The organism is endosymbiont of Ridgeia piscesae (genome assembly GCF_001443665.1).
Taxonomy (GTDB): Bacteria; Pseudomonadota; Gammaproteobacteria; order Chromatiales; family Chromatiaceae; genus Endoriftia; species Endoriftia persephonae.
In genome coordinates this window covers 12,767-31,993 of sequence record NZ_KQ557154.1, presented here as the reverse complement: position 1 = coordinate 31,993, position 19,227 = coordinate 12,767, and the positions used below count along the sequence as shown (strand labels likewise).

The following is a 19,227-nucleotide window of genomic DNA, read 5'->3' as shown; positions in this document are numbered from 1 at the left end:
GCGCACTTCGCTGATTAAGAGTTTCTTCCGCATGTCAGATACAAAGTATATTTTGGCAAGTTCAAAAATAGACTGCCAATACTTTCGGAACGATTAATAACGAACGATGATGCACAAAAGAGAACTTTTTCGCTGGTTCCTATGCGTGGCACTGTTGCCCGCCAGCGGGTTTGCCAGGGTGGAGAAAACGGTTGACCCAACTACCCAACTCAGTAGTTGGAAACTGTCACAGGCGGGCCTTGAGCTGAAGCTGGTCCAGCGCCTGCCAGATCAGACTCGGGGCTTTTTTCAGGCGCGGGGCTTTTCTAAGACCATAGCGGACCAGATCGCCACCCACTGTGTGCTGCAAACTATCGCCAGAAACCGCGCCAGCGATGCCGCTGCTGGAGCGATCAGCATCGATCTCAACGAGTGGCGCATCCGCCAGGGGGATAAGGTCCGGGGGCTCAAACTGAAAGAGAGCTGGGATGCGGAGTGGGGAGACGACCAGGTGAGTGCGGCCTCCCGCATCGCCTTTCGCTGGGCGACCTTCCCAACCCGGCAGACCTTTGAACCTGCCGGGGACTATAACTGGGGTATGACAAGCTTTGGGCCGCTGCCCGGAAGCCGCTTCGATCTGAAGGTGGTTTGGAGAGAGGGCGATGAGCAGAAAATCGTATGGATAGAGGCGCTCGAGTGTGCGGAAGATCGTTAAGATGAACAAAACTATCATTGGAACTTTTTTGGCGTCTCTGTTGCTGCTGTTTTGTGGCCGACTCGCTGCTGAGCAATTGCTGACGCGTCTTACAGATCAGCCGGTGGCGCCCGCTTTTGATCTGCCGGATATGGATGGTGAGCCGCACTCGCTGGCAAGTTACAGGGGGCGGCCGGTGATCGTGAATTTTTGGGCGACTTGGTGCCCACCTTGCCGTGCCGAGCTGCCGTCGATGAATCGCGGCTGGGCGAAGATCAAGGATCAGGGGATCGCGATGATCGCGATCAACGTGGGCGAGGATGAGGAGACCATTTTCAGCTTCATGGGCGACTACCCGATCGACTTCCAGGTGTTGCTCGACCAGTCGGGCCAGACCATCCAGCGCTGGCCGATCAAGGGCCTGCCCACCACCTTTGTGATTGATCCAGAGGGGCGGCTGGTCTACCGCGCCATCGGCGGCCGCGAGTGGGACGCGGATGAACTGCTCGATCTGGTGCGCAAGCTGAAGTGAGCATCTATAGGTCGAGCCATGCCCGACATCATCCGTGATTTCAGCGGGTTGCAAGTGACGGCCATGGGCCGCCTTATCTTTATTTAATTGCCGGATTAACAACACGGCGGTCTATTCATTTTGAGTCCCCATCAGTGGGACGCGGGCAGACATGGCCGCTGTCGCCTTCAGAGCGCTGCTATCGCGCTAATCATCGGATCCATCAGCCAGCAACGAGACTCAGTGCAGGTCCCTCTCCATCACTTTCGTTATCGTCGTTGCTGGCCGAAACGCCCGGTTGCGTATGGCGTTCGTGCAGGAACTTGACCACTTCGGCACGGTAGTGATTGTAGGTTGGGTTCTCGGCCAAGGTCAGGCGATCACGCGGGCGCGGCAGGTCGATATCGAGGATCTCACCGATGCTGGCCGACGGGCCGTTGCTCATCATCACGATACGATCAGAGAGCAGCACCGCCTCGTCCACGTCGTGGGTGATCATGATCACGGTGTTGTTGAGCCGCGCCTGGATCTCCATCAACGAGTCCTGCATGTGGGTGCGGGTCAGGGAGTCGAGGGCGCCGAAGGGTTCATCCATCAGCAACACCTTCGGTTCCATCGCCAGGGCGCGGGCGATCCCCACACGTTGTTTCATGCCGCCGGAGATCTCGTCGGGCTTGCGATCGAGGGCGTGAGACATGTGTACCAGCTCTAGGTTGTGGCGGGTCCACTCGTCGCGCTCCTGTTTCGACTTGGTCTTCTTGAAGACCTGATCGACCGCTAGGCGCTGAGCCAGGGCATCAGCGAGTGGTGCTGAAATACCACGGCACGATCGGGGCCGGGTTCAGTCACCTCTTTGCCTTCCAGAATTACGCCACCCTCTGTGGCATTCAACAGACCGGCGACGATATTGAGTACGGTGGATTTACCGCAGCCCGAGTGGCTGATCAGCGAGATGAACTCGCCCTGTTTTACCTCCAGCTTGACGTCTTTCAGCACATTCAGCGGACCGTTATCGGTGGGGAAGGTGATGCTGATGTGGTCGATGTTCAGATAACTGTTCATTTCATTGCACCTTGTGCGATTTACAATCGTTTATTCCAGTTTTCAATTTCCAACTTGTAGTGCCGGCTTTAGCCGGACATGTCCGGCTAAAGGCAGATCTAGATTGCGGCTTGCGTTAACGAAGAACTGCGTTTTTGTCCCAGCTGATCCTGCGCTGCAGCATCAACATGCCGCGGTCGAGCAGGAAGCCGATGAGGCCGATCACCAGTACCGCGACCATGATGCGTGCCAGCGAGTTGGAGCTGCCGTTCTGGAACTCGTCCCAGACGAACTTGCCGAGGCCGGGGTTCTGCGCCAGCATCTCGGCAGCGATCAGTACCATCCAGCCGATGCCCAGGGAGAGACGCAGGCCGGTGAAGATCATCGGCATGGCGGAGGGCAGGATGATCTTGAAGGTTTTGGTGGTGGCGTTGAGACGCAGCACACGGCTGACGTTGATCAGATCTTTGTCGACACCGTTCACGCCCCCGTAGTATTGATGATGGTCGGCCAGAGGCAGCAGAGGGTGACGGTGATCGCCGAGGTGAGAAATGACTTGGAGAACGCCGGGTCGTTGCTCACATAGACGGCAGATACCACCATGGTGACTAGTGGTAGCCAGGCGAGTGGCGATACCGGTTTGAAAATCTGGATCAGCGGGTTGATCGCGGTGTAGAGCGTGGCGCTCATGCCACAGATGATGCCGATCGGAATGGCAATCGCCGAGGCAACTAGAAAGCCGGCCATCACGGTCCACAGGCTGGTGAGGATCTGGTCGAAGAAGGTCTCCTTGCCGGTATATTTGCGTGCGCGCATCTTGTCGATCTTCTGTTGCGGCTTGTTGGCCGCGATCGCCTTGTCGATGCGTTTTTGCATGCGCTCGTAGAAAGCATCTGCCTTGGCGCGTTCGGCATTGTGTTCGTCGTAGAGTGTGACGGTTTGCTCCAAAACCTTGGCGGGACCAGGTAGTACGCCGAGTGAGGTCTCCACGTTCTTTGCACCTAGACTCCACAGGCCGATAAAAACCATTAGGGCGAGCAGTGGGACAAATAGGTTTTTGATCAGCCTGCTGAAGGTTCTGTTGATATCGTTGCTGGCCATGCTGTCGAGAAAGCGATCCAGCATCGGCAGATTGAAGGTTTTGGATGCGATTGTGTTACTCATCTCACTAATCTCTTGTGCGTTTATCAGGGGGCGGAGTCGAATTTGAACAACCGTTCTGGAAATCAGGATCCAGCCACTCAATCAAATTCGATTCCGTCCCTGGTGGCTAAAGTCAGATCTTCTCGCCGCCCTTCAGGCCGATTTTGAAGCTGTTGATGTAGGCGTTTGGCTTGGTGCCGTCGAAGGTCACGCCGTCGATAAACTCGGTCTGCAGTGCGCGGTAGCCGGTCTCGGTCTTGAAGTTGGGGAACTCCTCGGCTGCCTTGCGGTAGATGTTTGGGCGGTAGACGCTTTTGGCGATCTTGTTGTACCAGCTGTCTGGTTGTTGCTCGGAGATCTGGCCCCAGCGCCGCATCTGGGTCAGGTACCAGACCGCATCGGAGTAGTAGGGGTAGGTGGCGTTGTAGCGGAAGAAGACGTTGAAGTCCGGCACTTCGCACTTGTCGCCCTTCTCATATTCGAAGGTGCCGGTCATGGAGTTGGCGATAACATCGTAGTCCGCGCCCACATAGTTGGACTGGGAGAGGATCTTTACCGCCTCGGGATGGTTGGCGTTGTTGTCGTCGAGCCACTTGCCGGCGCGGATCAGTGCCTTCACAACACGCACGGTGGTGTTGGGGTGCTTCTTGGTGAATGCTTTGGTCATGCCGAAGACCTTCTCAGGGTTGTCCTTCCAGATCTCATAGTTGGTGACCACCGGCACGCCGATCCCCTTGAATACCGCCTGCTGGTTCCAGGGTTCACCTACGCAGTAGCCGTAGATGGTGCCGGCTTCCTGGGTGGCGGGCATCTGTGGTGGCGGGGTGACTGAGAGTAGTGCATCCGCCATCACGGTGCCGCTGGCGTCACCCTTGTGCGGTGCGTAGTAACCGGGGCTGATGCCGCCGGCCGCCAGCCAGTAGCGCAGCTCGTAGTTGTGGGTGGAGACGGGGAAAACCATGCCCATCTTGAAGGGCTTGCCATCTTCCTTAAACTGGTCGACCACTGGTTTCAGTGCATCGGCCTTGATCGGGTGTACCGGTTTGCCGTCGGCCTGTTTCGGCACGTGTGGTTTCATCATCTCCCAGATCTCGTTGGAGACGGTGATGCCGTTGCTGTTCAGATCCATCGAAAAGGGAGTGACGATGTGCGCCTTGGTGCCGAAGCCGATGGTGGCCGCTAACGGCTGGCCGGCCAGCATGTGCGCGCCGTCGAGCAGTACCTTCCAGATGTCTGCCTGAGGATCGTTGAGCGTCCCTTGTTCTCATTGACAAGTAGAATTCTAAGGTTTGTTTCTGTGGACATGTGACAGGAAACTGCTGTCTGTGGTTTGCTTACCTGTTCGCCAAATAGGCAATTGTCGGACCAACTGCAAGGTAATGGTGGGCGGGGAGTCTATTGTTGTGCCGGACGTTGCTGTGAGGTGGCACTCTTGAGATGAATGCCGAAAGTGAAAGCTGTGCTACAGGTTGCTTTCTGTATCGAGCATAAGTGCTGCCACCCGCTGGGCGCCCAGCCCATCGACAATCTTGAAGGCCCGTTGTGACATGGCGCTGAGGCTCTCGGCTGTTTGTGTGGTGATCATCCTGCGCAGAGCCTCGGCATCGTCTGTGGTGATTATTTGTGCTGCCCCGGTTTGTGCCAGGGCCTCGGCATTGGCTTGTTGATCTTCTGACTGCACGACGATCAGCGCCGGCAGCCCCAGGGTACAGCGCTCCCAGCCCATCATGCCGCCGCCGCCGATCGCCAGATCGGCCTGGCGCATCAGTTCGGCGACCTCTTCGGTCTGGATGTGCAGGCGGCGGTCGGATCGCTGGCAGCGCCGCTGCAGGCCCGCCAGATCGGGATGGTGGCTGCCGACCAGCAGATCGATCCCCTCCACCAGCTCTAGCCCTTCAAGCGCATCGAGTGCCCAGCCGCTGAGGTTGGTGTCGTCAGCGCCGCCGAAGCTGAGCAACAACCGCCTGACTCCCCGCTCGCGTATCCGGCAGTGATCCCGAAGTCGGCTGAACTCCGGGCGCAGCAGTGCATAGTGGGGGCCAAACAGGGTGCGGCAGTCTGCCGGCAGCAGCCCCTGATAGTCCAGCTCAGGATCACTGCGCAGGGTGAAATCGAGCAGCAGATCGACCTGGTGCGGGCGGTTGGCGAGATCCTCGATCGCCATCAGTCGTGGTACCACTTCACGCAGCTGACGCTGCCACTCTATGCTCAGGCCGTAGTGGTCGACGAGCAGCCAGTCGGGTCGATTGCGCGCTGCCCAGGACCGGCAGCTGGCCGCGTCTTCAGCCTCGGTTTCGGCCTTGACTAGATGGCAGGGGAAGTCGCCGACCAAGTGCTTATCGAAATCGTCACGGCGGGCATGCAGGAAGTCGATCGCCGCACCCCGCTTGCGCAGAGCCAGTGCCAGTGCGCGGCAGCGCAGCAAATGGCCACTGCCGATGTCGCTGCCGCTGTCAGCGCGGATCGCGATCTGCACTGTGGCGTGCCTCCAGCTCCGCTAGGCAGAGAGCCAATTCCAGGTCGTCAGCGGTGTCGATGTCCACCGAGCGGCGAAACGGCATGATGTGGGCGCGCATGCCGGGACCGTAGAAGTTGCGGCTGCGCAGCAGTTCGTCGCTGAAGGTGGCGTAGGTGCTGCCGTTGCCGGCGATCAGCTTGCCGACCTGGTCGGCACGCATATCACAGAGCTCAGGCCATTGCGGGGCGACCGTGCCGTCTCTCTCCAGTCTCAGTGCCTGATAGGGGTAGTGGCTGTAGTGGACGGCGGCCAGGGCGTAGTGGCAGCGGCCGCGTTCCAACAGCCCGCAGGTGGCGGCTACGTCGGTGGCGTTGCGTAGCGGTGCGGTGGCGTAGAGGCAGCAGATGATCTGGTAGTGGTGGCCGGTCTGCTGCTCGCGGCTCAGCCAGTCACAGCAGACGTCGACTACGGTGGCGGAGTCGTGGCTCAGTTCGGCGGATCGCTGTGCGACCTCGGCGCCGTGGTGGGCGGCGATCCCGGCGATCTCGGCGTCCTCGGTGGAGACCACCACGCGTTCGAAGATGCCGCTCTGCAGGGCTGCCTCGATAGTGTAGGCGATGATCGGCTTGCCGCGGAATTCGAGGATGTTTTTGCGTGGCAGCCGCTTCGAGTTGCCCCGCGCCGGGATGATGGCGACCGCGTCAATCACTGAGGTGCTCCAGGTTGAGGCGCGCGCCGGCTGAGAGGTCGCGGCGCAGATGACGATCTCTGAGCTGGTCAAACAGGTCTGGCGGGATGCCGCCGGCGGGGCGGCGGAACTCCACGTCGATCTCGCTGAGATGCTGTCCAGCCTTGGCGTCACTCATTAGCCAGGCGCTGCGCCGGATCTTGTTGCGCTGTTTCAGCTCATCTGCGTGCAGGGTGCGGCGGTTGCTGCCGAGGCCGATTTCCATCTCGCGGATGGTCTGGATGAAACGGTGCATCTCTGGTGGTTCGAGGGAGAAGCAGTGCTCCACGCTGGGGGTGGTGCGGTCTTCGCTGATGGTCTTCTCCAGCAGGTTAGCGCCCAGCGCCAGCGCCGCCACGTCCATCTCCCAGCCGGGGGTGTGGTCGGAGAAGGCGGCGGGGAAGGGGAACAGCCGTTTCAGGGTCGGGATGATATTGAGGTTGATGCTGTTGAGCCGTGCCGGGTAGCCGGAGGGGCACTGGTGGATGATGATCTGCTCGTTGCCCTCGGTGAGGATCAGGTCCACTGCCGTCTCCACCTCGCCGAGGGTGGCGCTGCCGGTGTCGAGTTGCAGGCAGAGGCCGGTGCGCGCCGCGTAGCGCAGCAGCGGGTGGTGGTTGATGTCGCCGGAGGCGATCTTGATCGAGTCGCACCCCAGCTCCACCAGCAGGTCGATATCCTCCTTGAAGGAGGCGGTGGAGAAGAAGGCGAGGCCGAGGTTGTCACTGTAGCGCTTCAGCTCACGCCACTCGTCGCGGCTCAGACAGCGGCGGCGGAGGATCTCGTAGAGCGGCTCTTCGACTCTCTGCAGGCGACCACTCTCTCGGTCCACCAGGATCTCGTAAGAGAACGGCATTTTTTTGTCGGCGACCAGCCGCTCCGGGTCAAAGATCTGGAACTTCACTGCATCGGCGCCGGCCTCTGCGGCATGCTTCACCAGGCGTTTTGCCATCTCCAGTCCGTTATGGGTGGGGCCGGCTTCAAAGGTGATGAAGCAGGGGTGGTCGTCGCCGATATATCTGTTGCCGATCCTGACCATTGCCGCTCCTGAGTCTGGTTGTGGTTGTTTTAGGCTGTTGCCGTCAGAAGACTAGCAAGATTCGATCCGATGTGTATTGCGGTTGCTGTCGCAGCGTAAAGAGTGGTAGTAAACGGGTTGGATCTGGCCGGGAGTTGAGCGATGTCGAATGTGGTGCTGGCGGTGGTGGCCCATCCGGATGATGAGATATTGGGTTGTGGTGGGGCGCTGGCGCGGCATGTGGCGGAGGGGGATCGGGTGCATATCCTGATTCTTGGTGAGGGGGCCACTGCGCGCGATCCGCAGCGCGACCCTCAGGCCCGGGCGGTGGATATCGAACGGTTGCAGCAGTCGGCGAGACGCGCGTCAGAGATCCTCGGCGCCGAGCCCCCCGAGTTTGCTGGCCTGCCGGATAACCGGTTCGACGGCATGGAGCTGCTCGATATCACCAAGCGGGTCGAATCAGTGGTGTTTGAGTTGGCGCCAGGTATCGTCTACACCCACTTCGTCAATGATCTCAACATCGATCATCGCCTGACTCACCATGCGGTGCTGGCGGCCTGTCGGCCGATGCCGGGTCGTTCGGTGCGACGGCTGTTGGCGTTCGAGGTCTGCTCCAGTACCGAGCTTTCACCCAGCGATGCGCCAGCCTTCCGGCCTAACCACTTTGTCGCGATTGACGGCTATCTGCAGCGGAAACTGGAGGCGCTCTCTGCCTACGACGCGGAAATGCATCCGTTTCCACATGTCCGGTCGCCTCGAGCGCTGGAGGCGCTTGCTCAGCTACGTGGCGCCCAGGTGGGGGTGGTGGCGGCTGAGGCGTTTGAACTGGTGCGGGAGATCCGTTGAGGCGGTGCTCTCCTACTGGTGTTGTGCTAAATCAGCCGGGGGTTAGCCGCTGATTGCCTGTTTGTGGTGTTTTATCTGACAGTGGCCGTCAAGGGAGCCCAAGCCCAACTGAATCGCCCTGAAGGCGGAGATCCCACCGCGGTACTGATGGATGGCGAACTGTTGCGCCATACTGATGGAAAAGTCTTGATGACCCTTTGCGTTGGCGCAGTGCCGCACCATCTCTGAAATTGCCTGTTCCCTTTTCATCCCCTTTCTCCAGCTAGTTTCTCAACCTATTGTGTATGCGGCAAATATCAGGATTTCTTTATGCTCGAAAACCTCTTGCCTTAATGAAATAAATCGAATTCGAGGGAATTAAAAGTGCTTTCTGGATTTAGTGTGCGACGGGTCACGTAAAAACCCAGATCTGTCAAGTTTTTTTACACTTCCTCTTATTGAGGCTGGCCCGGTCCGGGCCCGTTAGCCTGTCTGTGAGTCGAAGGGGGTGTTTTGGGAACGGGATTTGCAAGGCCTGATGTCGAGATCCCGACAGCGCTGAATAAATGCACTCCAAGCCTATGAATTCCAATGGATAGTCAAAAAAACATCGGATTTGATCGTGTCAGAGAGCCACTCTGGCGGAAATTTGTCGGTGAGGAGCCGGCCTGCCGGGTGGAGTTGATGCCGGGCGGGGTGATCCGGGGGGGGCTCTCCGATGCTCCCTCAGACTTTGAGTCGAGCGATCCGTGGGCGTTGCTCGAGTGGCTCAAGGCCTGTGCACCTCAATGGCAACAGCTCGAGCTGGTCGACCGGGGGGCGAATGATTGGCTGAGCACCCTGACAAAGGTTGTGGGCGGGTTTGCCGAGGGCACGCGGATCTGTCTCGATATCCCTTCTGCAGATAGCTGTGACTTTATCTATGGTGCGGACCAGCCGGTCTCCGGCGAGTTAGGGCGGAAGTTGCAGACGCTGACCCGGCAGGGCCTGACCCTACTCGACGGGCGTCCCTTTTTGCAGCTCGACTCCGCAACGGTGACGCGGCTGATCTGTGAGGCGCCGCAGAGCGAGGCACATCGCACCACGCCGCGGCTCTGGCGGCGGGCGCTCTCCTGGGTGGGCAACGATAGGCTGATGCAAGAGTTTCTGCAGTTGCTGCAGGAGGATCTGTTCGCCAGCCTGCCGCCGGAGTATTGCGACCGGCTCTGGGTGCGACTGGAGAGAGTTGCTGCGAAGTCTGCTGACAACCAGATTCAATCGCAATGGCAGCAACAACGCACAGTACTTAATGATGGCCTCAATCTGACCGCTCTGGTGTCGCTCAATCCGCAGCTGGATGAGGCCTGGCTGGAACGCTTCAATGGCTATCTGAGCGATCTGCGTTGCGCGCTACTGTGGCATCGATTGAGTTTTCTGTTGGCGCATCTGCCGGGCTGTGATCTGAGTGGCCTGCTCAACAGTGACTCGCAGCGCATCCTGCAGCGATGGCGTGAGATGGGGGAGCTGGATGCCACCACCACCGAGATCTGCCGTAGTTGGTACCAGTTGCCGGAGGTGAGGGAGGCGCTGGAGTTTGAGGGCATCAACTTCGGTGATGTGCGCGAGTACGACAACTTTGCCAGCTTCCAGGAAAACTATCAGATGCTGCGCCGGGAGGAGAGCCAGTGAGCGGTCCGGCCATTGTTTGCATGCTCTGGGATAAGAACCATGCGGCCCTGTATGAGTACGTGCGGCGCCGTCCCTGCACCGTGATCACGGTTCGCGGCAACTGTCTGCCTGAGCTGCAGCGGGGGATTGAGGCGGCTGGAGGCAGCTTGGTTGCGGTGGAGGATGCGCTGACCCAGGAGGAGTTTCTTCAGCTCGATGAGGAGTCGAACCAGCGCGCGCAGCTGGTGGCGCAGGGGCTTGATTGTGATCAGTGGAAGGGATTTTGTGAGGCACAGGGAGTGCATCCGGCGCGGGTCAACGAGCTGCTGACTGGCGGCATGAAGGGGTATTTGCATCGTTGCATGATCGGCGTCAAGGCCCTCGACCGGCTGCGTGAGCGTTACCAGCTGGAGCTGATGTTGGTCAACGAGGAGTACACCGGCAGCGCCAAGCTGTTCGTCAAGTGGGCCAAGGCTCGTGGGGTGCCGGTGCTGCATCTGCTACATGGCACCGGGCTGGCCAAATCTTACAACGTGCACGACTGCGTGAATGCGGATTGTTACGCGGTGGGCTCGGACTACAGCAAGGAGGGATTGCTTGATCTGGGAGCACCCGATTCGATCCTCAAAGTCACCGGCTTTCCTGCCTGGGACCACTATCGGCAGCTTGCGCAGCAGCGTGTCTCGATTCGCAGTCAGCTAGCAAAGCACTACCGGCTCGATCCGCAGCGGCGTTGGGTGGGCTACTTCACCACTTGGGCCTCCACCACCACCGCCTATGCTGAGCACAGTGAGTATAAGCTGCTGATTACCGGCATCTTTCTCGCCTGTGTGCAGCTCTGGGCCAAGGGGGTCGACTTTCAGTTGATTATCAAGGATCGGGAGTCGAACGAGCGCTTTGGTCAGAAAGTGACAGCGGAAGTGGCCAGAGCCCTGGGCATCCCGGCGGATGCCTACCGCTATATCACCGAGAATACCGAGGGGCTGACGGTGGCTTCTGATGTGGTGGTTTCTTCCGGTTCCAACCTCTCCATTGAGGCGGGCATCGCGGGCATTCCGGCGATCAACCTGCTTAGCCCTTCCCAATGGCTGTTGGGGCCGCCCTATCCCGATGTGGGGATGAAAGAGGCGCGGGTGGAGAACCTTGCGGGGGTGTTGGAGGCCTGTCTGCAAGGCGAGCCCAGCCAGTTGCAGCCGCTAGCGCGTTTCGCCGGCCCCAACGGGGATGGCCGCTGCTTCGAACGGGTGGCGGAGCTGATGCTGAGAATGGCACAGGGCGAGGCGGTGGTGGAGATAGGGGAGTTAGCTGTGACAGACCAACAGATGCAGAACAAGCCGACAGTGATTGAAATTCCCGCGGAGGAACCGGCTGAGGTGCAAAAGCCGACGCCGCTCTGGCAGCAGGATGGCGAGAACAGTTCGCTACACGGCAGCTACTATGAAAACCCACGCGGCGACCTGTTCAACCTGTTTGCCCACCCGCCGCGCATCGTGCTGGAGTTGGGTTGCGGCACCGGTGCCACCGGCCAAGCCATCAAACAGCGCTACCCGGATGCGCTGGTGATGGGATTTGAGCTCAATAAACAGGCGGCGGCGATCGCCCGTGAGCGGCTCGACTGGGTGGTACAGGGCAATATTGAGCAGATGGACCTGGCCTCCGCCGGTTTTCGTCTGGCCAGCATCGACACCTTCATCGCCGCCGATGTGCTGGAACACCTTTACAACCCCTGGCTGATGCTGCACAAGCTGCGTCCCTTCCTCACTGACGATGCCCAGGTGATCACCAGCATCCCCAACTCGCGCAACGCCGGGTTGCTGCGCGAACTGGCCGGCGGTAGCTGGACCTATCGGGATGAGGGGCTGCTCGACTGGACCCACATCCGCTTCTTCACCCGTCAGGAGATCGAAAAGCTCTTTAGCGAGACCGGCTACCGTATCGCCTGCTGGGAGAGTCGCTGGGATGGGGTGACGCCCGATCTCGATTTTGAAGACGAACAGCGCCGGGACGTGGATCTGGGCAATATGGTGTTGAAGAATCTCAGCCGGGAGGAGTGGCAGCAGTTTCGCACCCTGCAGTTCGTGGTGCGGGCGGAACCGCTGCCGCTGGCTGGATCTGAGGCAGTTGTTACGCCGGCGGAGGGAGAGGCAGCATCGCCGCTTACGACGACGACACCTGAGACAGCGTATGAGCCAGCCGCCCTGTTGGAGCGGGTGGAGGCACCGATGGGTGCGGAGTCAGAAGTCCTGCGGCAGGAGACGGATGATAGTCAGTCTGAGGCTCCGTTGCTGGCGGATCAGCGTCTGCGGATTGCCTTCTTCGTGCAGGATGGTGAACGAGATGTCTGCTGGAAGATCCGCGTGCGCGAGCCGTTTAGTCACATGGCCGATCTGATCGAGCCGATCTGGGCGACGCATAACCCGAAGGGGGTCTGTGAGGTGGACGAATCGGCCATCGAGCGCGCTGATGTGATCGTGGTGCAGCGCCACTTTCCCCGCCCGGAACACAGTGGGGTGCTGGATCGGATGTTGCGGTCGGGCAAGCCGGTCTACTATGAGACCGATGATCTCTTCACCAAGGTGCCGGAGGGACACGATGCCTTCGGCATTGGCCTGGAGACTCGCGCCCATGTGCTCGATTTCATCGGCAAGGCGAGCGGGCTGATCGTCTCCACCGAGGCGCTGAAGGAGGCCTATCTCCCCTACAACAAGAACATTAGTGTGCTGCCGACGGTGCATCCGGCGGCGCTGATTCCGACGCAGGTGCCGCCGCTGCGTGACCAAGAGCCGGTGACTATCGGTTATGTCGGCACTGTGACCCATCTGGCCGATCTGCGGATGATCGAGCCGGTGCTGCTGCGTATCCACAAAAAGTACGGCAAGCGGGTGCGCTTTGTATTCGTCGGCTGTGTCACCCCCAAGCTGGAGCGGCTGGCCGATCGAGTGGAGCGCTTTTCTAGCCTGGAAGAGTATCTGGCGAAACTGCCGGAGTTGGGGCTGGATATCGGCCTGGCGCCGCTGCAGGAGAACGACTTCAATCGGGTTAAGAGCAACATCAAATGGATCGAATATACTGCAGCCGGTGCGGCGGGGGTCTACTCCAATCTCACTCCCTATCTCAATGTACAGGATGGCCGCGGCGGTTTTGTGGTGCCAAATACCGAGGATGCCTGGCGTGAAGCGATTGAGAACCTGATCAACGATCCTCAGTTGCGTCATCGCATGCTGTTGAGCGCACGTGAGCGAGTGCTGCAGGAATGTACCGTAGAGGCGCAGATCGAACACTATCGGGAGGTCTACAGTTCGCTGCTGGAGCGCGATCTGAATGCGACCTTTCATGCTGACATGAATCAGTGCTACGCGGAGTGGGTGGAGAAGCATCAGCTGACCGAAAGCCAGGCCCAGTACCACGCGGAGCGCATGATGACTGAGTGGCGGGTGAATCCTGGTTTTCATCTGCTGCTGCCCTTTCAGAAGGGCGAAGAGGCGGCGCTTGCCGATACTCTGGATAGTCTGTCACAGCAGCTCTACTCCGGCTGGGGCCTGAGTGTGGTCTCACAGCAGCCCTCACCCGGCGGGTCTTTCGATGAGCTGGAGATGGTCGAATGGGTGCAGGTGGAGGGGGATCTGATGCAAGGCATCAATGCGGTGCTGTCCGACTCCAGCACCGATTGGGTGGCGCTAATCGCCGCCGGTGACAGGCTCGCCCCGGATGCGCTGATCTCCTGCGGTGACTACATCAATCTCCATCCCCAGGCGGAACTGCTCTACATCGATGAGGACTGGCTTGACGACAACGGCCAGCGCTACAACCCGCTATTCAAGCCGGAATTCAACCTGGAACTGCTGCGCTCTATGCCCTATCTGGGGGCCTTTCTGCCGGTGCGTCGCGAGCTGCTGCAGTCGTTGGGTGGTTATGCCGTGGAGCCGGGCGTGGCGCAGTACGATCTGGCGCTGAAGCTGGCGGAGCGGGCGGAGCGGGCGGACGCAGAGACCCTGCTGCATATCCCCAAGGTGCTGCTGCACCGTCAGGATCGCTACCAGCTGGCACGGGATGAGGCGGCGGTGGTGGAGGCGCGTTGTCAGGTGCTGCTGGCACATCTGCAACGCTGTGATATTGATGCCAAGGTGCAGAATGGCATCAGCTTCGGCACCTTTTTTGTCGACTATCCGCTGCTGAGCGAGCCGCTGGTCTCGATTATTCTGCCGTTCCGCGACTTGGAGGGGATCACCAAACCGGCGATCAATACCCTGCTGGAGACGAGCAGCTATGCCAACTTTGAGCTGCTGCTGGTAGACAACGGCAGTCGTGAGCCGAGCTTGCTGGAGTTTGTCCGGCAGCTGGAGCGAAATGATTCTCGGGTGCGGCTGCTGCACGACGATGCCCCCTTCAACTACTCAGCGATCTGCAACCGGGCGGTGCAGCAGGCCCAGGGAGATTACCTGTTGTTCCTTGATAGCGACACCATGGTAGTGCTCAGCAACTGGCTGGAGCGGCTGCTGGCGCAGGCGCTGCGGCCGCAGGTCGGGGTGGTCGGGCCGCGCCTGATCTACACCAGTGAGCGGATCGAGAGCGCTGGGCTGGTGCTCGGCATGGGCGGAGATGCCAGCTCACCCTTCGTCGGCATCTCGATGCGTGAAGATGGCTACATGGGGCGGCTGCAGGTGGCCCAGGAGTACTCGGCGGTGAGCGGCTCTTGTCTGCTGATCCGGCGTGAGCTGTTCGATCAGGTGGGCGGCCTGGATGAGCAACACTTTGGCGTGCGTTACAGCGATGTGGACCTCTGTCTGAAGGTGAAGGCGGCTGGTTACAAGGTGATCTGGACGCCGTTTGCCAGTCTGGTGCACTTTGGACGGCAGACGATCCACAGCTATGCCGACAATAGCTTTGTCGAGATGGTGGCGCGCAGCCAGGAGGCGCTGGTGTCGCGCCATCTGCCGGCACTGGCCAATGATCCGGCCTTTAACCCGAATCTGAGCCTGCTGCACAAAGAGGTCCAGCCCGAGACCGAGATGGATGTGACCTGGGAGGCGGCATTTCACCCCAGGCCCAGGGTCTGGGCCTATCCGGTCAACTCCGGTGGTGGCGGCGAGTATCGGGTGCGAGCGCCGTTGCGGGCGCTGGAGCAGGCGGCGCTGGCGCAGATTTCGCTACTGCCCAATTCCGAGGGGCGGGAACGCACTCGGGTGCCGAGCCTGCCTGAGATGGCCCGTGCTGCGCCGGACAGCCTGTTTGTGCTGCACGGCATCAACGATCTGATGATCCGCTGGTTGGATCTCTACCGGAAGTACACCGATACCTTTCTGGTCTTTAGTCTCGATGATAACCTGTTTCACCTGCCGCAGAAGGGCGGGCAGAAGAACCGTTTGCCCAGCGATATGCGCAAGCGGGTGCGGCGGGCGCTGAAGCACTGTCATCGGCTGATCGTCACCACCGAGCCGTTGAAGGAGGTCTATCAGGACTTTATCGAGGATATCTGGGTGATGCCGAACCGGCTGGAGACGCAGCGCTGGGGCAGTCTGGAGTCGAAGCGTGGCCAGGGTAAAAAGCCACGGGTAGGGTGGGCTGGTGCCGCCCAGCACCGGGGGGATTTGGAGCTGATCCGGCCGGTAATGGAGGCGTTGCAGGACGAGGTGGAATGGGTCTTTATGGGAATGTGCCCGACTCCGCTGCGGCCGCTGGTGGATGAGTACCACGACGGGGTGCCATTCGTCGACTATCCGCAGAAGCTCGCCAGCCTGAATCTGGATCTGGCGATCGCTCCGCTGGAGCACAATAAATTCAATGAGGGCAAGAGCAACCTGCGGCTGCTTGAGTATGGGACCCTTGGTTGGCCGGTAATCTGTTCTGATGTGGAGCCCTATCGCAATAGTCCGGCAACCTGTCTGCCCAATAAGCCGGGAGCCTGGGAGAAGGCGATTCGCGAACGTATCCACGAGCCGGATGCTCTGGCTGACGAGGGCGACCGGATGCGGGCCTGGGTGCGGGAGAATCATATGTTGGAAGATCACCTGGAGGAGTGGATGCAGGCGCTGTTCTCTGATGAGGTGTTGCGCCAACTGCTGAAGCCGGCGGGGTAGTTAGAGTGTTTTAGCTGAACCATGAGGGGAATGGTGTTCCTGGGGTCCATTTTTTGCCTTTCTCATGGAATGTTTGATTATTCATTAAAAACAAATCGTTATCAGTGAGTGCAGAGCTGTCTTTTTATAAGGGGCGGGGTTAAAGATCCCTGGCAGGCTGCCGTTACAGAGGCCGGAAGCGGTAAATACCATCACTCTCGAAGGTATATCTGCTAAATGCAAACCCGATGCCCAGGCTTGATGTACCGCATCGCCGGGTGATTAGGAGAAAAGTTATGGCACTCGTAGTCAATACAAACGTAATGTCGCTGAACGCCCAGCGTAACCTCTCTTCCACACAGAACGACCTAGCCAAATCCCTGCAGCGGTTATCTTCCGGTCTGCGCGTCAACAGCGCGAAAGATGACGCGGCGGGTCTCTATCAGATTGAAAAGATGACTGCGGATATCCGCGGCCTGAATCAGGCCACACGTAACGCGGCAGACGGCATCTCACTTGGTCAGACTGCGGAAGGTGCCCTCGGTCAGATCGCCAACAACCTGCAGCGGATTCGTGAGATTGCAGTGCAGTCCTCCAACGCCACCGTTGAAGATCGCACCGGCCTGCAGAAGGAGGTGGATCAGCTGACTCAGGAGATCTCCCGTATTGTGCAGACCACCGAGTTCAATGGTACTTCCCTGTTGTCCGCCACTGCCAGTATGAGCTTCCAGGTGGGTCAGGATGGCAAGGCCAGTCACCAGGTGAGCGTCAAAACCGTCGACCTGACCAGCCTGAATGCCTACGCTTCAAGCCTGACCGCTACCGGCACCATCAATGTCAGTAGTGCCTCCGCCGCATCGGCAGAGTTGAGCACCGCATCCACCGGTATCGAAAACGACATCACATCAGTGGCTCAGAATCGAGCAACCTTCGGTGCCGTGCAGAATCGTTTCGAGGCGGTTATCTCAAACCTTTCGAATTACGCTGAGAACCTCACTGCTTCACGCAGCCGGATTCAGGATGCCGACTTTGCGGCGGAGACCGCGACACTGACAAAGACGCAGATCCTACAGCAGGCTGGTGTCTCGATACTATCTCAGGCCAATGTCGTTCCGCAGAGTGCTCTGGCGCTGTTGCAGTAAGCTCATCGACCGGCATCCGGGCGATCTAGCCCGGATGCACTAGACTCGAAGAGATCAGCCTCAGGGTGGATGCAATGACAACCGAAGTAACAATGGGATCGCTGCTTCAGTTCAGCCGGACGACCCAACCCCAATGGGTGGAGCAGGCCAGGCCAGCAGAAGCTGTGCGTCAGGTTGCTGAGCGAAATGTATCGATCCATCAAGACCAGGCTGAAGAGGAGACCCAGGGCAGTCTTGAGCGGCTGGAAAAGATGGTTGAAGAGCTCAATCAGAAGGTCCAGCAGCAGAAGCGCTCACTCCAGTTCAGCGTGGATGAGGAGAGCGGCAAGACAATCATCAAGGTAATTGATCTGGATCGGGACGAACTAGTTCGCCAGATCCCGCCTGAAGAGGTCATCCGGCTTGCGCAGCGTATGCAAGAGAGTTCTGGGGTGATTCTTAAGGCGAAAGCCTGAAAGAGGTCGGCTTGCCGCTGTAGAGTTCAAACTTAGACTGTTCACCCTGGATGGACTCTCCTCCAGGGTAAAACAAATTAAATGGAGGGGAGACGATCATGGCTTCTATTCTCGCTCCCGGTGTTGGATCTGGGCTCGACGTCAACGGCATCATTGATCAGTTGATGAATCTGGAGCGGCTGCCGCTGGATCGTCTGCAGAATCAGGAGAGCCAGGTCAACGCGCAGATCAGCGCCTATGGCCAGCTGCGCAGCGCTGTGTCGGATTTTGAAACGGCTATGGATGACTTGGGCTCTCTCACCAAGTTCCAGGTCTTCTCCGGTTCATCCTCCAACGCGGATGCCTTTACCGCCAGTGCGGATGAGACTGCCAATGTGGGCAGCTTCAATATCAACGTCACCCAACTGGCTCAACGCCACAAGCTCGCCTCCACTACCTTTACCAACAAGGATACGGTGGTGGGAAGCGGCACTCTGGATATCTCGGTGGGCACTGGCAGCTTCAGTCTCACCATCGACAGCAGTAACAACACCCTGGCGGGCATTCGAGATGCGATCAATCAGGCCAGTGATAACCCAGGGGTGGCCGCCACCATTCTCAACGAGAGTGGTGGCAGCCGCCTGATCCTGACCTCGAATGACAGCGGTGCGTCGAATGCCGTTGAGGTGGTGGTCTCGGGTGATGCAGGGCTTTCCCAACTCCATTACGAGGCGGCAGGCACGCAGAACCTGACTCAGGTGGCGGCTGCTCAAGATGCCCAATTGACCGTCGATACCTTTAGTGTTACCAGTAGTTCGAATACGATCAGTGATGCGATTCAGGGTGTGACCCTTAATCTTAAAACGACTGGTAGTGGCACGGTCGATTTCAGCAGAGATGATGACGCTATTGCCGAGTCAGTGGATGCATTTGCTACCGCCTTTAACAATCTGCGTAATACCATCGATAGCCTTTATGATGGGCAGTTGGCGGGAGACAGCACCCTGCTGACCATGGAAAGCCTGATGCTTGGCATAGTCAATAGTGGCGCCTCGATCACTGGTGGCAGCTATACCCATATGACCGAAGTGGGGCTATCCATCGGCAAGGATGGCCGGATGAGTCTTGATAAGAGCGCATTGAGCAAGGCGATGGATTCCGATTTCAGCGGGGTCAGCAGGTTGTTCGCGGACAGTGATCAGGGATTTGCCAAACGCCTGGGTGATCTCGCCCACGATCTGCTGACTGCTGACTGCTGACTGCTGACTGCTGACTGCTGACTGCTGACTGCTGACTGCTGATGGTATGGTGGATGCGCGTGAGGATGGACTGGCTGCCCGCATTGATACCCTGCAGGATCGCCAGAATCAGCTCGAATATCGTCTCGATCTGACTGAGCGACGCTATCGGGCCCAGTTCGCTGCGCTCGACTCGTTAATGGGGCAGTTACAAACTATTAATCGTTCCGAAAGTATTGGCAGTCTATTTTTGAACTTGCCAAAATATACTTTGTATCTGACATGCGGAAGAAACTCTTAATCAGCGAAGT

13 protein-coding genes and 3 pseudogenes are annotated in these 19,227 nt (G+C 59.0%); 9 read left to right on the top strand and 7 right to left on the bottom strand.

Annotation, left to right across the window (positions count from 1 at the left end; genetic code table 11):
* Window positions 1-145 precede the first annotated feature (145 nt).
* Entirely contained in the window at window positions 146-694 is a 549-nt protein-coding gene (locus Ga0074115_RS14375) for a hypothetical protein (RefSeq protein ID WP_006473601.1), read from the top strand.
* Window position 695: 1 nt separating this feature from the next.
* Complete coding sequence (locus tag Ga0074115_RS14370; protein WP_057956838.1) at window positions 696-1,205, top strand: peroxiredoxin family protein; 510 nt, start codon at window positions 696-698, stop codon at window positions 1,203-1,205.
* A 202-nt stretch (window positions 1,206-1,407) separates the two neighbouring features.
* Here Ga0074115_RS14370 and Ga0074115_RS14365 read toward each other — a convergent pair.
* The 6 genes and pseudogenes from Ga0074115_RS14365 to Ga0074115_RS14340 all read right to left on the bottom strand — a co-directional run bounded on the left by Ga0074115_RS14365 (window position 1,408) and on the right by Ga0074115_RS14340 (window position 7,592).
* Window positions 1,408-2,246 (bottom strand): annotated as a pseudogene (locus tag Ga0074115_RS14365) (ABC transporter ATP-binding protein).
* Between the two features lie 115 nt (window positions 2,247-2,361).
* A pseudogene (locus Ga0074115_RS14360) lies at window positions 2,362-3,398 on the bottom strand (ABC transporter permease).
* Window positions 3,399-3,501: 103 nt separating this feature from the next.
* Window positions 3,502-4,596: pseudogene (locus tag Ga0074115_RS14355) on the bottom strand (CmpA/NrtA family ABC transporter substrate-binding protein); the annotation flags it as partial.
* Window positions 4,597-4,830: 234 nt separating this feature from the next.
* Window positions 4,831-5,844, bottom strand: a complete 1,014-nt coding sequence (gene pseG / locus Ga0074115_RS14350; protein WP_057956837.1) for a UDP-2,4-diacetamido-2,4,6-trideoxy-beta-L-altropyranose hydrolase — start codon at window positions 5,842-5,844, stop codon at window positions 4,831-4,833.
* The gene (locus tag Ga0074115_RS14345) at window positions 5,822-6,535 is read right to left on the bottom strand and encodes an acylneuraminate cytidylyltransferase family protein (RefSeq protein ID WP_057956836.1); all 714 of its coding nucleotides are present in this window, start codon (window positions 6,533-6,535) and stop codon (window positions 5,822-5,824) included. Before Ga0074115_RS14345 ends, pseG begins: the two co-directional genes overlap by 23 nt.
* A complete protein-coding gene (locus Ga0074115_RS14340; RefSeq protein ID WP_060528654.1) occupies window positions 6,528-7,592 on the bottom strand; it encodes an N-acetylneuraminate synthase family protein in 1,065 nt (354 codons plus the stop codon). The genes Ga0074115_RS14345 and Ga0074115_RS14340 overlap by 8 nt, the downstream gene beginning before the upstream one ends.
* A gap of 141 nt (window positions 7,593-7,733) precedes the next feature.
* Here Ga0074115_RS14340 and Ga0074115_RS14335 point away from each other — a divergent pair, with 141 nt between their 5' ends.
* Window positions 7,734-8,420, top strand: coding sequence for a PIG-L deacetylase family protein (locus Ga0074115_RS14335; protein WP_060528653.1), 687 nt, complete (start codon window positions 7,734-7,736; stop codon window positions 8,418-8,420).
* A 42-nt stretch (window positions 8,421-8,462) separates the two neighbouring features.
* Here Ga0074115_RS14335 and Ga0074115_RS14330 read toward each other — a convergent pair whose 3' ends face one another.
* Window positions 8,463-8,669 (bottom strand): hypothetical protein, encoded by a 207-nt coding sequence (locus Ga0074115_RS14330; protein ID WP_057956832.1) that lies wholly within the window; start codon window positions 8,667-8,669, stop codon window positions 8,463-8,465.
* Window positions 8,670-8,990: 321 nt separating this feature from the next.
* Here Ga0074115_RS14330 and Ga0074115_RS14325 point away from each other — a divergent pair, with 321 nt between their 5' ends.
* The 6 genes from Ga0074115_RS14325 (at window position 8,991) to fliD (Ga0074115_RS17135) (ending at window position 19,217) form a co-directional block, all read left to right on the top strand.
* Window positions 8,991-10,067 carry a hypothetical protein gene (locus Ga0074115_RS14325; protein ID WP_057956831.1) on the top strand — a complete coding sequence of 359 codons (1,077 nt, stop codon included), beginning with the start codon at window positions 8,991-8,993 and terminating at the stop codon, window positions 10,065-10,067.
* Entirely contained in the window at window positions 10,064-16,123 is a 6,060-nt protein-coding gene (locus tag Ga0074115_RS14320) for a glycosyltransferase (RefSeq protein ID WP_060528652.1), read from the top strand. Before Ga0074115_RS14325 ends, Ga0074115_RS14320 begins: the two co-directional genes overlap by 4 nt.
* A 275-nt stretch (window positions 16,124-16,398) precedes the next feature.
* Complete coding sequence (locus Ga0074115_RS14315; protein ID WP_057956878.1) at window positions 16,399-17,244, top strand: flagellin N-terminal helical domain-containing protein; 846 nt, start codon at window positions 16,399-16,401, stop codon at window positions 17,242-17,244.
* A gap of 74 nt (window positions 17,245-17,318) precedes the next feature.
* Complete coding sequence (locus Ga0074115_RS14310; RefSeq protein WP_232433127.1) at window positions 17,319-17,699, top strand: flagellar protein FlaG; 381 nt, start codon at window positions 17,319-17,321, stop codon at window positions 17,697-17,699.
* Between the two features lie 98 nt (window positions 17,700-17,797).
* The gene (gene fliD, locus Ga0074115_RS14305) at window positions 17,798-18,937 is read left to right on the top strand and encodes a flagellar filament capping protein FliD (protein WP_267887571.1); all 1,140 of its coding nucleotides are present in this window, start codon (window positions 17,798-17,800) and stop codon (window positions 18,935-18,937) included.
* Window positions 18,938-18,983: 46 nt separating this feature from the next.
* Complete coding sequence (fliD, locus tag Ga0074115_RS17135; RefSeq protein WP_269747093.1) at window positions 18,984-19,217, top strand: flagellar filament capping protein FliD; 234 nt, start codon at window positions 18,984-18,986, stop codon at window positions 19,215-19,217.
* The last annotated feature ends 10 nt before the right edge of the window (window positions 19,218-19,227 follow it).

Excerpts from the sequence above, each read along its gene's own strand:
- Ga0074115_RS14370 (WP_057956838.1), top strand. The coding sequence starts at position 696 with ATGAACAAAACTATCATTGGAACTTTTTTGGCGTCTCTGTTGCTGCTG.
- Ga0074115_RS14340 (WP_060528654.1), bottom strand. The coding sequence starts at position 7,592 with ATGGTCAGGATCGGCAACAGATATATCGGCGACGACCACCCCTGCTTC.
- Ga0074115_RS14335 (WP_060528653.1), top strand. The coding sequence starts at position 7,734 with ATGTCGAATGTGGTGCTGGCGGTGGTGGCCCATCCGGATGATGAGATA.
- Ga0074115_RS14330 (WP_057956832.1), bottom strand. The coding sequence starts at position 8,669 with ATGAAAAGGGAACAGGCAATTTCAGAGATGGTGCGGCACTGCGCCAAC.
- Ga0074115_RS14325 (WP_057956831.1), top strand. The coding sequence starts at position 8,991 with ATGGATAGTCAAAAAAACATCGGATTTGATCGTGTCAGAGAGCCACTC.
- Ga0074115_RS14315 (WP_057956878.1), top strand. The coding sequence starts at position 16,399 with ATGGCACTCGTAGTCAATACAAACGTAATGTCGCTGAACGCCCAGCGT.
- Ga0074115_RS14310 (WP_232433127.1), top strand. The coding sequence starts at position 17,319 with ATGACAACCGAAGTAACAATGGGATCGCTGCTTCAGTTCAGCCGGACG.
- fliD (WP_267887571.1), top strand. The coding sequence starts at position 17,798 with ATGGCTTCTATTCTCGCTCCCGGTGTTGGATCTGGGCTCGACGTCAAC.
- fliD (WP_269747093.1), top strand. The coding sequence starts at position 18,984 with ATGGTGGATGCGCGTGAGGATGGACTGGCTGCCCGCATTGATACCCTG.